This is a genomic window from Gilliamella apicola (assembly GCF_003202915.1).
GTDB classification, from domain to species: domain Bacteria; phylum Pseudomonadota; class Gammaproteobacteria; order Enterobacterales; family Orbaceae; genus Gilliamella; species Gilliamella apicola_Q.
On record NZ_QGLP01000010.1, the window covers coordinates 1 to 13,431 of the forward strand.

Consider the following 13,431-nt stretch of genomic DNA (forward strand, 5'->3'; position numbering starts at 1 on the left):
AACATCAAAATGACAGTATCATTAATTCACCCAATCGCAATGGCAGACGGTTTACGTTTCGCTATCCGTGAAGGTGGTCGTACTGTTGGTGCTGGTGTTGTTGCTAAAGTTATTAAATAATTTAAGCTTAATCAGCTCAAAAAAGGTGCACTATGTGCACCTTTTTTATTGTCCTCAATATTAAACTACTCCAATTAAACAGGTTAATTAGCCTATTTAGACCAATGTATCAAGATAAAGGCGATATCAGTGAAAATGCTGCCGTATATATAGCTGCTAAAGGTATTAGCTAGACAAAGAAAAAGCAACTAAGAAAATAATTTACAATATTATTGTTGATTAACAAAAGCTGGAGATAGTCTATATCTCAAACTTTTCTTATTTATTTTTTGTCATATTTGATAAATGTCATAGTGTTTCTTATTATTCGTGCAAATAATAATCATTATCATTAAACCAAATGAGAAGTGAGATATTATGTGCAGAAAAAATAAAGTTATTCAAATAAGTATATTAACCCTATTCTATTCACCCATGATGTTTAGCGGTTATGCGTTAGCCGAGAACAGTTATGATACAATTATAGTTAACCCTAATGATAATGATGACAAAAAAAATTCATTGTCTCCGACTTTTCAGCAGGAACAAGCTAAACTGAAACAAACTGCTGGGGCGACTAACTTGATCATTCCAGAACAGGAAAATAGACTATCCACACTACAAGATGCACTTGATTATCAACCCGGAATTATTATTCAAAACTTTTTCGGCGGCACAGATCAACCAAGGTTGAATATTCGAGGTTCCGGGGTGCAAAGCGCCCCACTTTCAAGAGGAGTCTTACTATTACAAGATGGGTTACCTATCACTGATGCTGATGGTGATTTCCATATTAGTACCTTAGATATGCGTGAAGCTCGGTTAATTTCAGTCTACCGTGGAGCCAATAATACCCATCCTCAAGCCAATAGTTTAGGTGGAGAATTGAATTTCATCTCATACACAGGAAAAGATGAACTTGGTAGTGCTCGTTATGAATATGGAGCATTTGGTAGAGAAGCCGCGCAAATCGCATTAGGTCATAGCGGTTATGATATGGATGGTCGCATTAGCCTATCTTATGACCATTTTGATGGTTATCGAGATCATTCAACCTCACAACGGAAAACGGTTCGATCCAACTTTGGTTATCGTAATGAAAACTTTGAAAATAGAACATGGTTAAGTTGGACAGATTTACGTTTTGATATTCCAGGACCTTTATCGCAACGTAAAAGCAAAAGTGATCCAACGAGTATTTTTAAAGTTGTGCAGATGCGAGATCCGCATCGTAATGTTCAACAGGGGCGTATTGCTAACCGCGCAAATTGGACCCTAGATAACCAATCGATTGAGCTAGGTTTATGGTATCAGCATACACATGATAATTTTGTTACGCCAACCGATTATATTTTAAGTGATAGTAACACTATTGGTAGTCAATTAACTTATAATGCGACCTTTGATGATTTTAGCTATCGAGCGGCTCTCGCATGGGATAAAACCAATCTTGATCGTCAATTATTCATGAATCGACGTCATACCAAAATGAATAAACGTTCACTGGGAAAATATGATGCTACCGCAGAAAACGTATATGGATCCATTGGCTCCTCATGGCAAATCAACAATGAATGGCAACTCAATTTAGATACTAAAGTTACACATGCTAAACGAAATGTTGATGCGCGGCACAATAAAAACGCGCTTGATCAATCATGGACATTCTGGTCACCTAAATTAGGGGTAATTTGGCATCAAACCAATGATACGCGATTTTATGCCAATTTAAGCACCAGTAACGAACCAGCATCTTTCCGTGAAATTATTACTAGCGATGGCATGAAAACCAAAATTAACAAATTAAATCGTCAAAAAGGCATTACTGCTGAAATTGGTGGTAATGGAAAGATAACCCAAGAGCTAAACTGGGATATTGCTTTATATCGGAGCATCATTAAAAATGAATATATTACCACGTACGACTCAAGTGGAACGGCAATAGGGGTATTTAATTATGGTGCCAAAACACGTCATCAAGGAATAGAAGCAGGCCTAAAAGGGCTAATACCTTCAATTTTTGCTTCTGGCGATATCGAATATCGTCTAACTTGGACGTATAACGATTTTCGTTTTATGGGTGGCGAATACAATCGTAATTATATTGCCGGCATCCCTAAAAATACGATGACTGCCGAAATTTTATATAAATATGATAACTGGACACTTGGCCCAAATATTCACTGGTCTCCAACCAATACGCCGGTTGATCATGCCAATAATATGAGTGTTCAATATCGAGATAAATATGCAGCTTTAGGCTTTAAAATTAATTATCAAAATCCTAATGGTTGGTCGGCTTATTTAACTGCGGATAACCTAACCAACAAGCATTATGCTACCGCCTCGGTTGCAAATAAAGTAGTAAAATCAAAACAAGAAAATACCTTATTCCCAGCTATGGGATTCAATCTTAATAGTGGGCTTGTTTACCACTTCTAAAAAAGTGTATCTGACAGTAATGCTGTCAGATACCGCTACTTAAAATGAACGTTTTGAAGGAAGCGTAAGTTCATTAAGATACGATTTATTTATTATTTTTATATTATTTAATTCAATTTCAATAATTTTTTGCTTACGCCAACTCGACATTAATCGACTTAAAGTTTCATAACGGATCCCAAGCTTAGTCGCCAATTGGCTACGTGAAATTGGTAAAACAAAACTCACATCATGTTTCGATGACTGAGATAAGATATAAGCAGCTAATCGTTGTTCTGCCGAGCTTGATGTTAACCAATCGATATTATTGATTTGTTCGTAAAGTTTTGTACTAAATTGAACTAACAAACGCTGCATAATAATTGGATTGTTCATGCAAACTTGTAATACGCTACTTTTTTCTAACAATAACAAACTGCAATGCGTTTTTGCTCTGATGGTCATAGGAAAACGGTTATGGGGCATAAATACCGCGGCTATCGCAACTAATTCATAAGGAGAAAATATCCCAAAAATTTTCTCTTCACCTAAATAAGTGTTCCGAAACACCTCAACTTTGCCGGTAATAACTAAAGAACAACCGGAGAATAGCATACCTTCATAACTAATCAAATCGCCAGTACTAAACTCCAAATAATTGGCATTTTCAATAATTGGTTTTAATGCATCAGTAGTTACCCCATCAAACAACTTTACACGATTTAACCAATTTAAAATCTCAGATTGAGCTGGCATGGTTTTGACAAATGTCATAGGGATTACCTGATGATACTTTTAGAATGATGCCAATATAATTGATAATAATTCTTATTTCAATTGGTAATGCATTATTATTAATTAGAATAACCATATGAAATATAATGTTTTATTTATATTAATAGCGGTAATTTAACTACTTAAAACCTATGCTAAGAGTAGAGGTTAAAAAATGATCACTACTTTTTCATTTAGCATTTAGTAACAATCAGGAGAACCCTATGTCAAATAATACAATTACCCCAGCACAAGCACTTAATTTAATTTCATTAGTTAATGAAACCGAGCAAGGTATTGCTAGCCGTATTTTAGCTAAGACTTCAGGCGGTAATCTAACCTTATTTTCTTTTGATAAAGGACAAGGACTTTCTGAACATAGTGCACCATTTGATGCACTCGTTATGGTTTTAGAAGGCCAACTAACTTTAATCATTGATGATAAGCCTGTTAAAGCAGAACCGGGAACAATTGTGAGAATGCCAGCTAATATCCCTCACGCCGTTGAAGCTCCGACAAAAGCTAAAATGTTATTAATCATGTTAAGAGAAATCAAAATTAATTAAACGAAGGATCTACCATGGAAAACAATAAAAAAGAAGCTGGCCATAAATTTTTGGCCCGTCTCGGTAAAACACGTTTACGACCAGGCGGAAAAAAAGCAACTGACTGGTTATTCAAACAAGCTGAATTTACACCGCAAAGCCAAGTGTTAGAAATCGCATGCAATATGGGGACCACCTCTATCGAAATAGCCAAGCGATTTAATTGCCATATTATTGGTATCGATATGGATAAAATGGCATTAGAGAAAGCTAAACAAAATGTTATCAAAAATAATCTAAGCGAATCAGTTGATATAAAACAAGCTGATGCTTCAAAATTACCTTTTGCTGATAACAGCTTTGATATTGTAATTAATGAAGCGATGCTAACCATGTATGCAAATAAGGCGAAAGCTCACTTACTCAAAGAGTATTTTCGAGTATTAAAACCAGGTGGAAAATTATTAACCCATGACATTATGTTATTAAACCCCGAACATTCTCAAGACGTAATGGAACAAATCCATCATGCGATCAATGTTAATGCTCAGCCTATGAGCCATAATGCTTGGATAAATCTTTTTTCCAGCATAGGTTTTAGTCATATAAAATCTGTACACTCTCCTATGACGCTAATGTCACCGAAGGGAATGATTATTGATGAGGGATTTTTCGGTGCGCTAAAAATTGTGCGTAATGCATTACATAAACAAAATCGGCCACAATTTTTGAAAATGTTTAAAACATTTAGAAAAAATAAAAAATACCTTAACTATATTGCAGTGTGCAGTGTCAAACCCAAATAATAAATAGGTATAACTAATTCTTAAAAAGAGAATACCATGACGAAATAACCTTTTTTTGCTATAGTAACCACCATTTTACTTAACTTGGAATAATGAAAAGCTATGGAATCTATACCTAATTGCCCAGTTTGCCAATCAGAACACACTTACCATGATGGTACCTTTTATGTATGCCCTGAATGTGCACACGAATGGGATCCAAATCAAGAAACTTCAACAAATGATGAATTACAAGTTAAAGACAGTAATGGCAATTTACTTGTTGATGGTGACGATATTATTTTGATTAAAGATCTAAAATTAAAAGGATCATCAACCGTTCTTAAAAAAGGGGCTAAAGCTAAAAGCATTCGTCTAGTAGACGGCGATCATGAAATTGATTGTAAAATTGATGGAATGAAAGTCATGCTCAAGGCTTGTTTTGTTAAAAAAGCTTAATTATCCAAATCCACCTGCAACTTATCTTTTATAAGCTAATGAACTCACTTCGTTAGCTTATAAATTAACCACTTCAACAATTAGTTAAATAATGACCAACCAACAATTTATACTTAAAATCATATAAAATTAAATACTGCTGGTAATTTTTAACTAAATATGATATAAAACGCGCGCTACATTTCATATTATTTTCACTGAGAAAAATAGCGAAATAGCAGCATAAATTTCATTAATTAACGTTATAACACACACATATCATTACTCTTTGCCGGGGTGCCTTTTGCTTAAAGTAATAAGGTCGGCTAAAGCGGATATGTGGAGGCATAACCCCAACGTAAAAATGAGGAAATCATGACTACAGTATCAATGCGCGATATGTTACAAGCAGGTGTACACTTTGGACACCAAACTCGTTATTGGAACCCAAAAATGAAACCATTTATTTTTGGTGCACGTAACAAAGTTCACATTATCAATCTTGAAAAAACAGTACCAATGTTCAATGAAGCATTAGCTGAATTAAACAAGATTGCTGCGCGTAAAGGTAAAATTTTATTTGTTGGTACTAAACGTGCCGCGAGTGAAGCAATTAAACAAGCAGCTGAAAGCTGTGGACAATACTACGTTAATCACCGTTGGTTAGGTGGTATGTTGACTAACTGGAAAACAGTTCGTCAATCAATCAAACGTCTTAAAGATTTAGAAACACAAGCTAATGATGGTACATTTGATAAATTAACCAAGAAAGAAGCACTTATGCGTGCTCGTGAAATGGCTAAATTAGAAAATAGCTTGGGTGGAATTAAAAATATGGGTGGCTTACCCGATGTGATTTTTGTTATTGGTGCTGACCATGAACACATCGCAATCAAAGAAGCTAACAATTTAGGTATTCCAGTCATTGCTGTTGTTGATACTAACTCAGATCCAGATGGTATTGATTATATCGTTCCAGGTAATGATGATGCGATCCGTGCAATTCAATTATATGCAAATGCGGTTGCTGAAGCAGTTCGTTCTGGTCGTGAACAAAATCAATCTCCAGTATCTGAAGAAAGCTTTGTTGAAGAAGCTCCAGCAGCAGAGTAATAAACTCAAATATTTTCAGGGTCGATAATAAATATCGACCCATTCTAATGACAATCATCACAATGGTTAACTAGAGGATTTAAAAATGGCTGAAGTTACCGCTTCTATGGTAAAAGAACTGCGCGAAAGAACTGGCGCAGGTATGATGGAATGTAAAAAAGCATTAGTTGAAGCAAATGGTGATATCGATCTTGCTATCGACAACATGCGTAAATCAGGTCAAGCAAAAGCAGCTAAAAAAGCTGGTCGTGTAGCAGCTGAAGGTGTAATTATTTCTAAAATTTCTGCTGATAAAAAAGTGGGTGTTATTTTAGAAATCAACTGTGAAACTGACTTCGTGGCTAAAGATGCTGGCTTCTTAGCATTTAGCGACAAAGTAGCAACTGCCGCTTTAAATGATCGCATCACTGATCTTGCAGCTTTACAAGCAAAATTTGAAGAAGAACGTACGGCACTAGTTGCTAAAATTGGCGAAAACATTGGTATCCGTCGTGTTAAAGAAATTGCTGGCGATGTTGTTGGTAGTTATCAACACGGTGCCCGTATTGGTGTTTTAGTTGCAGCAAATAGCGGTTGTGATGAAGAATTAGTTAAACACATTGCAATGCACATTGCCGCAAGCAAACCAGAATATGTTGACCCAAGTGATGTACCTGCTGATGTGGTTGAACATGAACGTAATATTCAAATCGATATTGCAATGCAATCTGGTAAACCACGTGAAATAGCAGAAAAAATGGTTGAAGGCCGTATGCGTAAATTCACTGGTGAAGTATCACTTACTGGTCAACCATTTGTAATGGATCCTAGCAAAACAGTTGGTGATTTACTTACTGAGAAAAAAGCGACTGTTGCATCATTTATCCGCTTCGAAGTGGGTGAAGGTATCGAAAAAGTCGAAGTTGACTTTGCAGCCGAAGTTGCTGCGATTTCGAAACAATCTTAATTGTTTTATTAAAACCGCCGTCATGGCGGTTTTGTTTATCTGCAAAATATTTTAAAATGATTGCCAGCTAGTTATGCTAGCTTTTTAAGTAATTAAATAACGAAATAGTGAGACTTCATATGGTAACCCCTTTCTATAAACGTATCCTTCTTAAACTCAGTGGTGAAGCATTGCAAGGTGAAGAAGGTTTTGGTATTGATCCAACTGTTCTTGATCGTATGGCACAAGAAATTAAAGAACTTATCGACATGAATGTTCAGGTTGCTGTTGTTATTGGGGGTGGTAATCTATTTCGTGGTGCAGGACTTGCTAAAGCGGGTATGAACCGTGTTGTTGGAGACCATATGGGCATGCTTGCCACCGTTATGAATGGTCTTGCCATGCGTGATGCGTTGCACCGAATTGAAGTTAATGCTCGTTTGATGTCGGCAATTCCATTAAACGGCGTTTGTGATGATTATCGCTGGACCGAGGCAATCAGCTTGCTTAAGCATGGTAAAGTCGTTATTCTTTCGGCAGGAACTGGCAACCCGTTTTTCACAACTGATTCAGCGGCATGTCTACGCGGGATTGAAATTGAAGCTGATGTGGTTTTAAAAGCGACCAAAGTTAATGGCGTTTATTCTGCCGATCCAGTAAAAGATCCCAATGCAACACTCTATAAAACACTTAACTATGAAAAAGTGTTAGATGATGAATTAAAAGTAATGGATTTAGCCGCATTTACATTAGCACGTGATCATAATCTACCAATTTGTGTGTTTAATATGAATAAACCGGGTGCATTACGTCGCGTCATTTTAGGCGAGCAAGAAGGAACATTAATCAATAATCAGGCTACAGTTACCTGTTAGTCTTATTTATTTAAAAAGGTTTTTATTATGCTAAATGAGATTCAAAAAGAAGCGCAAGAGCGCATGGAAAAAAGTATTGAGGCTTTCCAGAATCATATTTCTAAAATTCGAACTGGTCGCGCATCACCTAGTTTATTAGATGGTATTATGGTTGAATATTACGGTAGCCCAACACCGCTTCGCCAATTAGCCAATGTGGTTGCTGAAGATTCAAGAACACTTGCAATTACCGTGTTTGATAAATCATTAACACCATTAATTGAAAAAGCAATTTTAACTTCTGATTTAGGCTTGAACCCTGCATCAGCCGGCACCGTTATTCGAGTTCCTCTGCCACCGTTAACTGAAGAACGTCGTCGTGATTTAACGAAAATTGTTCGTGGTGAAGCAGAACAAGGACGCGTATCAATCCGTAATATCCGTCGTGATGCCAATGATCAGATTAAAGTATTATTGAAAGATAAAGAAATTTCTGAAGATGATGAACGTAAATCGCAAGATCTCATTCAAAAAGCAACCGATGCGGCAATTAAAAAATTAGATAGCGTACTTGCTGATAAAGAAAAAGAATTAATGGAATTTTAATTTTTTAGAAATTGATTATTCAGATAAAAAGCGCTCTGTTTAGTTAAACAGAGCGTTTTTTATTGGTTAATAGAAAAAATTAACTCATCTTTTGATATTTCAAATTCTGACAAATTAACGATATAATGTTACTAAAATAACATCACTTTCCTGTATTTGTTATTTTAATAACATTATATCTATTTATTGATCATAAATTAGATTTGACATTAATACTAAAATATTTAAGGAAACCTTTATGGATTATGCAAAGTATATCGATCATACTTTACTGGCGATGAATGCCACCGAAGATCAGATTCAAAAACTGTGTGACGAAGCCAAAGAATATCACTTTTACTCAGTATGCGTTAATTCAGGCTATGTCCCTTTAGCGGCTAAATTATTAAAAGGAAGTGATGTAAAAGTTTGTTCTGTGGTTGGTTTTCCTCTAGGTGCAATGCTTACCTCGGCTAAAGCTTATGAAACAGAAATGGCAGTTAAGACTGGTGCAGAAGAAATTGACATGGTAATCAATGTTGGTTGGCTAAAAAGCAATAATTGGGATGCAGTTAAAAATGATATCGAAGCGGTATTTAAAGCCTGCGGTTCAGTACCATTAAAAGTCATCTTAGAAACTTGCTTATTAACCAAAGAAGAAATTGTTAAGGTTTGTACCATTTGTAAAGATATTGGTGTTGCTTTTGTCAAAACCTCTACCGGCTTTAGTACTTCTGGCGCAACAGTTGAAGATGTAAAATTAATGCGTGAAACCGTAGGTGAAAACGTGGGCGTGAAAGCTTCAGGTGGGATTCGTGATCGTATGACTGCTGAAAAAATGGTGCAGGCTGGCGCAAACCGTTTGGGTGCAAGTGCTGGTATCGCCATTGTTTCAGGTAACAGTACGTCAACTAGCAATTACTAACCAATCATAACAATAAGTTACATATATTTCATGTAGCTTATTGCTGTTTTAGGAAAAACAATGGAAACTCAACCGCAAAAAAGAATTAATGGACTCATTGAAATCCTAAAGACCACTGATAAGATACACTTAAAAGAGGCTGCCGAACGATTGGCGGTTTCAGAAATGACCATTCGACGAGATATTAATAATTTACCTACATCATTAATTGTATTAGGTGGCTATATTGTCGATGAAGCCCGTCATTCGATAGCACGATATTTTGTATCTGATCAGCAAGATAAACAAGTTGAGGAAAAAAGTGATATTGCCAAGCTGGTCAGCCAATTAGTCAATGAAAACGATACAATTTTTTTCGATTGTGGTACCACCATGCCTTTCATTATTAATGCTATCGATAATGAAATTTCCTTTACCGCCATCTGTTATTCACTTAACGCCTTTTTAGCTCTGCAAAATAAGCCAAAATGTAAAATTATTTTATGTGGCGGTCATTATCAACTCAATAATGCTATCTTCACAAGTGTAAATCAGCACAGTCAATTAGATTCTATATGTCCGAATAAAGCATTTATTTCAGCTGCTGGTATCGATCTTCAACAAGGGGTAACCTGTTATCATTTTGATGAGCTTAGTATGAAACATCAAGCAATGAAAAAATCAGGTCAAAATATCTTAATTGCTGATCATACTAAATTTGGCCAAATCAAGCCGGCTTTCATCAGTGAATTAACTTTGTTCGATCAGGTAATTACTGATAAACTGCCTGATGAGCGATTCATCTCATTTTTTGCTGAAAACAATATAAGTTTAATTTACTAATATGAAAAATATAACAATTTTAGGTTCAACTGGCTCAATAGGTTGTAGTACTTTAGCCGTTATACGGCAAAATCCAGATTTATTTAAAGCAATTGCTTTAACTGGTGGGCAGAATGTCGGCAAAATGACCGAACAATGTTTGGAATTTAGACCAAATTATGTCGCCATGGCTGATGAAGAAGCCGCTCAACAACTCAAAAAAAATCTCGTAGACCTAAAATTAAATATTGAAGTATTCCATGGTCAACAAGCTATATGCAATTTGGCTGAACTTACCGAAGTCGATATGGTTATGGCGGCTATCGTTGGGGCAGCAGGATTAAAACCTACCCTTGCCGCCATTAAAAAAGGCAAACGGATTTTATTAGCGAATAAAGAATCTTTGGTAACTTGTGGCCATTTATTTATGCAAGCAGTTAAACAATATGGTGCACAGTTATTACCTGTTGACAGTGAGCACAATGCGATTTTTCAAAGCCTGCCATCACAAGTTCAACAAAATTTAGGATTTGCTAATTTAGCCGATTATGGCATCACCAAAATTGTCCTAACCGGTTCTGGAGGACCATTTCGAGATTTACCATTAAATCAATTAACCACAGTTACGCCTGAACAAGCGGTTGCTCATCCTAATTGGTCAATGGGTAAGAAAATCTCTGTCGATTCAGCTACCATGATGAATAAAGGACTAGAATATATTGAAGCTCGTTGGTTGTTTAATGCCAGTGAAGAAGAGATGGAAATTATCATTCATCCTCAATCAATCATACATTCAATGGTTCGTTACCAAGATAGCAGTGTGATTGCTGAGCTCGGCATTCCTGATATGTGTACGCCAATTGCTTATGCAATGTCTTATCCAGATAGAATTTCATCAAGCGTGCCGGCATTAGATTTTACGCAAATTTCATCACTGACTTTTTCTCAACCCGATTTTAACCGTTATCCTTGCTTAAAGTTAGCTATTGAGGCATTCAATCAAGGACAAGCGGCAACAACGGCACTCAATGCGGCTAATGAAATGGCGGTAGCGGCATTTTTACAAAATCAAATCGGCTTTATGGATATTGCTAAACAGGTAGCAACAGTTTTAGAAGCACTTGATTTTCCTGAACCAACCACGATTGAAGACGTATTTACAATAGATCTATGGGCAAGACAAACCTGCGCAAACTTATAGCAATCGGCCAAAAAATTAAGATTAATATTGTTATGTTTAAATTTTAGAAATTGTTGCCAGATTGATTATTTTGCGCTTGCTCACTAATTGCTTGCACAATAGCAGCCTTATGTATCTCATCACTATAATCTTGGATCTTCTCTGGATTAATGCCTAATTTAACAAATAGAGCATTATCTTTATCGACTTGCGGATTAGATGTAGTTAATAACTTATCACCATAAAATATTGAATTAGCGCCGGCTAAAAAAGCCAATGCTTGCATTGGCTCACTCATTTGTTCTCTTCCTGCTGACAAACGTATATAAGATTTAGGCATCATAATCCGAGCGACAGCTAGCATTCTAATAAAATCAAATGGTTCAATATCTTTTTCATTTGCTAACGGGGTACCTTTAACCTTGACTAAATTATTAATGGGAACACTTTCTGGGTGTTGGTCTAAATTAGCAAGTTGTATCAATAAATTGGCTCGATCTTTTAAAGTTTCACCCATACCGAGAATACCACCTGAGCAAATTTTAATGCCGGCCTCTCTTACATAAGCCAATGTTTGTAAACGCTCACTGTATGTACGAGTAGTAATTATTTGCTGATAAAACTCAGGTGAAGTATCTAAATTATGATTATAAAAATCTAAACCTGCATCGGCTAATGCGTAGGCCTGTAGTTGGGATAGTTGCCCTAGAGTCATGCAGGTTTCCATCCCCAGAGCTTTGACGCCTTTTACCATCTCCAAGAGATAAGGCATATCGCGATTTGTTGGATGTTTCCATGCCGCCCCCATACAAAAACGTGTAGCCCCTACAGCTTTGGCGGCTTTTGCTTCTTCAACTACTCTTTGTACTTCAAGTAATTTTTCTTTTTCTAAGCCAGTATCATGATGGATAGACTGAGGGCAATATTTACAATCTTCAGGACAAGCACCTGTCTTTATTGATAACAGAGTAGAAACTTGTACTTTATTCGCATCAAAATATTGTCGATGTATGGTTTGTGCTTTGAAAATAAGATCATTGAAAGGTAACTGAAAAATATCCATTACTTCAGACAATACCCAGTCATGACGAATGCCATTGAATGACATAGAAAATCCTTTTAAGAATCAATATAAATCTACGTGCATCATAATACATAACTATGCATTGTCAACCATTTTAATTTTAAAAGGTTTACATTAAGGGAATGACTATGCCTTTTTGCTATACAAAAGTTGATTTAACTGAAAACAGATATCTTGCGCATTAAGTTATTTATTAGCACGTAAATTGAGACCAAGATCTTACAATAAACCTGCTAATATTTTCTCACTTTCTGTCATTTTATTACGCCATTTGTTAAGCGTATAAAACAGGATTATCGCTTATAAATGCTTACCAAAATGCACTATCAGATAGTGCTGTTAATGCTCTTTTAATGTTTTATATACCCGGCAAGGGGTACCCATGGCGATAACATTGCTAGGTATGTCACGATCGACAATGCTCCCGGCAGCAATAACACTATTATTACCAATTGTTACCCCGGGTAGTACAATAACATTACCACCAATCCAAACGTTATTACCGATTGTTATTGGTTTGGCAAACTCTAAACCACTATTGCGTGTTTGGCTATCAAGTGGATGACCTGAGGTATAAAAACCACAATTAGGCGCGACAAGCACATTATCACCAAATGTTACTTTAGCCGCATCTAAGATAATACAATTAAAATTAGCAAAAAAATCATCACCAATTTCAATATTGTAGCCATAATCACACTGAAAACCGGGCATAATGGTAAATTGCTGGGTAATTTTACCCAGTAATTTTTTAAAAAGTTGTTGCCGTTTATCTACGGCTGAAGGAGGTAGCTGATTTAGCGCAAAACAGAGATCTTGTGCATAAAGTCGCTCGCTTTCAAGCTCATTAATACCAGGGTTATAAAGTAAACCGCTTAACATTTTCTCTTTTTCAGTCATAT

15 protein-coding genes are annotated in these 13,431 nt (G+C 36.1%); 12 read left to right on the top strand and 3 right to left on the bottom strand.

What is annotated here, in order from left to right; translation table 11 throughout:
- Together DKK79_RS13195 and DKK79_RS13200 are read left to right on the top strand one after the other, a co-directional pair.
- On the top strand, window positions 1-120 hold a 120-nt coding region (locus tag DKK79_RS13195; protein ID WP_219999817.1), incomplete at its 5' end, for an EF-Tu C-terminal domain-related protein.
- Between the two features lie 357 nt (window positions 121-477).
- Window positions 478-2,541, top strand: coding sequence for a TonB-dependent receptor family protein (locus tag DKK79_RS13200; RefSeq protein ID WP_110424476.1), 2,064 nt, complete (start codon window positions 478-480; stop codon window positions 2,539-2,541).
- 39 nt (window positions 2,542-2,580) lie between these two features.
- Here DKK79_RS13200 and DKK79_RS13205 read toward each other — a convergent pair whose 3' ends face one another.
- Window positions 2,581-3,294 (bottom strand): Crp/Fnr family transcriptional regulator, encoded by a 714-nt coding sequence (locus DKK79_RS13205; protein WP_110424477.1) that lies wholly within the window; start codon window positions 3,292-3,294, stop codon window positions 2,581-2,583.
- 224 nt (window positions 3,295-3,518) lie between these two features.
- Here DKK79_RS13205 and DKK79_RS13210 point away from each other — a divergent pair, with 224 nt between their 5' ends.
- The 10 genes from DKK79_RS13210 to ispC all read left to right on the top strand — a co-directional run bounded on the left by DKK79_RS13210 (window position 3,519) and on the right by ispC (window position 11,466).
- Window positions 3,519-3,860 (top strand): cupin domain-containing protein, encoded by a 342-nt coding sequence (locus DKK79_RS13210; protein ID WP_110424478.1) that lies wholly within the window; start codon window positions 3,519-3,521, stop codon window positions 3,858-3,860.
- A gap of 14 nt (window positions 3,861-3,874) precedes the next feature.
- Window positions 3,875-4,645 carry a class I SAM-dependent methyltransferase gene (locus DKK79_RS13215; protein WP_110424479.1) on the top strand — a complete coding sequence of 257 codons (771 nt, stop codon included), beginning with the start codon at window positions 3,875-3,877 and terminating at the stop codon, window positions 4,643-4,645.
- A gap of 102 nt (window positions 4,646-4,747) precedes the next feature.
- Window positions 4,748-5,083 (top strand): zinc ribbon domain-containing protein YjdM, encoded by a 336-nt coding sequence (locus DKK79_RS13220; protein WP_110424480.1) that lies wholly within the window; start codon window positions 4,748-4,750, stop codon window positions 5,081-5,083.
- A gap of 354 nt (window positions 5,084-5,437) precedes the next feature.
- Window positions 5,438-6,175 (top strand): 30S ribosomal protein S2, encoded by a 738-nt coding sequence (rpsB, locus tag DKK79_RS13225; protein WP_034882419.1) that lies wholly within the window; start codon window positions 5,438-5,440, stop codon window positions 6,173-6,175.
- 85 nt (window positions 6,176-6,260) lie between these two features.
- A complete protein-coding gene (gene tsf, locus DKK79_RS13230) occupies window positions 6,261-7,121 on the top strand; it encodes a translation elongation factor Ts (protein ID WP_110424481.1) in 861 nt (286 codons plus the stop codon).
- Window positions 7,122-7,240: 119 nt separating this feature from the next.
- Window positions 7,241-7,975: a UMP kinase gene (pyrH, locus tag DKK79_RS13235; RefSeq protein WP_110424482.1), complete on the top strand. Its 735-nt coding sequence runs from the start codon at window positions 7,241-7,243 to the stop codon at window positions 7,973-7,975.
- Between the two features lie 27 nt (window positions 7,976-8,002).
- Window positions 8,003-8,560, top strand: coding sequence for a ribosome recycling factor (gene frr, locus DKK79_RS13240; protein WP_110424483.1), 558 nt, complete (start codon window positions 8,003-8,005; stop codon window positions 8,558-8,560).
- Between the two features lie 238 nt (window positions 8,561-8,798).
- Window positions 8,799-9,464, top strand: a complete 666-nt coding sequence (deoC, locus tag DKK79_RS13245) for a deoxyribose-phosphate aldolase (RefSeq protein WP_034882413.1) — start codon at window positions 8,799-8,801, stop codon at window positions 9,462-9,464.
- 60 nt (window positions 9,465-9,524) lie between these two features.
- On the top strand, window positions 9,525-10,286 hold the full coding sequence (gene deoR / locus DKK79_RS13250; RefSeq protein WP_110424484.1) for a DNA-binding transcriptional repressor DeoR: 762 nt from the start codon (window positions 9,525-9,527) through the stop codon (window positions 10,284-10,286).
- Between the two features lies 1 nt (window position 10,287).
- Window positions 10,288-11,466 carry a 1-deoxy-D-xylulose-5-phosphate reductoisomerase gene (gene ispC / locus DKK79_RS13255; RefSeq protein WP_110424485.1) on the top strand — a complete coding sequence of 393 codons (1,179 nt, stop codon included), beginning with the start codon at window positions 10,288-10,290 and terminating at the stop codon, window positions 11,464-11,466.
- 43 nt (window positions 11,467-11,509) lie between these two features.
- On the opposite strand, the gene bioB is transcribed toward ispC, so the two are convergent.
- Window positions 11,510-12,553, bottom strand: a complete 1,044-nt coding sequence (gene bioB / locus DKK79_RS13260; RefSeq protein WP_110424486.1) for a biotin synthase BioB — start codon at window positions 12,551-12,553, stop codon at window positions 11,510-11,512.
- A 315-nt stretch (window positions 12,554-12,868) separates the two neighbouring features.
- Window positions 12,869-13,429 carry a sugar O-acetyltransferase gene (locus DKK79_RS13265; protein WP_110424487.1) on the bottom strand — a complete coding sequence of 187 codons (561 nt, stop codon included), beginning with the start codon at window positions 13,427-13,429 and terminating at the stop codon, window positions 12,869-12,871.
- Between the last annotated feature and the right edge of the window lie 2 nt (window positions 13,430-13,431).

Excerpts from the sequence above, each read along its gene's own strand:
- deoR (WP_110424484.1), top strand. The coding sequence starts at position 9,525 with ATGGAAACTCAACCGCAAAAAAGAATTAATGGACTCATTGAAATCCTA.
- DKK79_RS13210 (WP_110424478.1), top strand. The coding sequence starts at position 3,519 with ATGTCAAATAATACAATTACCCCAGCACAAGCACTTAATTTAATTTCA.
- rpsB (WP_034882419.1), top strand. The coding sequence starts at position 5,438 with ATGACTACAGTATCAATGCGCGATATGTTACAAGCAGGTGTACACTTT.
- bioB (WP_110424486.1), bottom strand. The coding sequence starts at position 12,553 with ATGTCATTCAATGGCATTCGTCATGACTGGGTATTGTCTGAAGTAATG.
- frr (WP_110424483.1), top strand. The coding sequence starts at position 8,003 with ATGCTAAATGAGATTCAAAAAGAAGCGCAAGAGCGCATGGAAAAAAGT.
- pyrH (WP_110424482.1), top strand. The coding sequence starts at position 7,241 with ATGGTAACCCCTTTCTATAAACGTATCCTTCTTAAACTCAGTGGTGAA.
- DKK79_RS13200 (WP_110424476.1), top strand. The coding sequence starts at position 478 with ATGTGCAGAAAAAATAAAGTTATTCAAATAAGTATATTAACCCTATTC.
- DKK79_RS13265 (WP_110424487.1), bottom strand. The coding sequence starts at position 13,429 with ATGACTGAAAAAGAGAAAATGTTAAGCGGTTTACTTTATAACCCTGGT.
- DKK79_RS13215 (WP_110424479.1), top strand. The coding sequence starts at position 3,875 with ATGGAAAACAATAAAAAAGAAGCTGGCCATAAATTTTTGGCCCGTCTC.
- DKK79_RS13220 (WP_110424480.1), top strand. The coding sequence starts at position 4,748 with ATGGAATCTATACCTAATTGCCCAGTTTGCCAATCAGAACACACTTAC.
- ispC (WP_110424485.1), top strand. The coding sequence starts at position 10,288 with ATGAAAAATATAACAATTTTAGGTTCAACTGGCTCAATAGGTTGTAGT.
- DKK79_RS13205 (WP_110424477.1), bottom strand. The coding sequence starts at position 3,294 with ATGACATTTGTCAAAACCATGCCAGCTCAATCTGAGATTTTAAATTGG.
- tsf (WP_110424481.1), top strand. The coding sequence starts at position 6,261 with ATGGCTGAAGTTACCGCTTCTATGGTAAAAGAACTGCGCGAAAGAACT.
- deoC (WP_034882413.1), top strand. The coding sequence starts at position 8,799 with ATGGATTATGCAAAGTATATCGATCATACTTTACTGGCGATGAATGCC.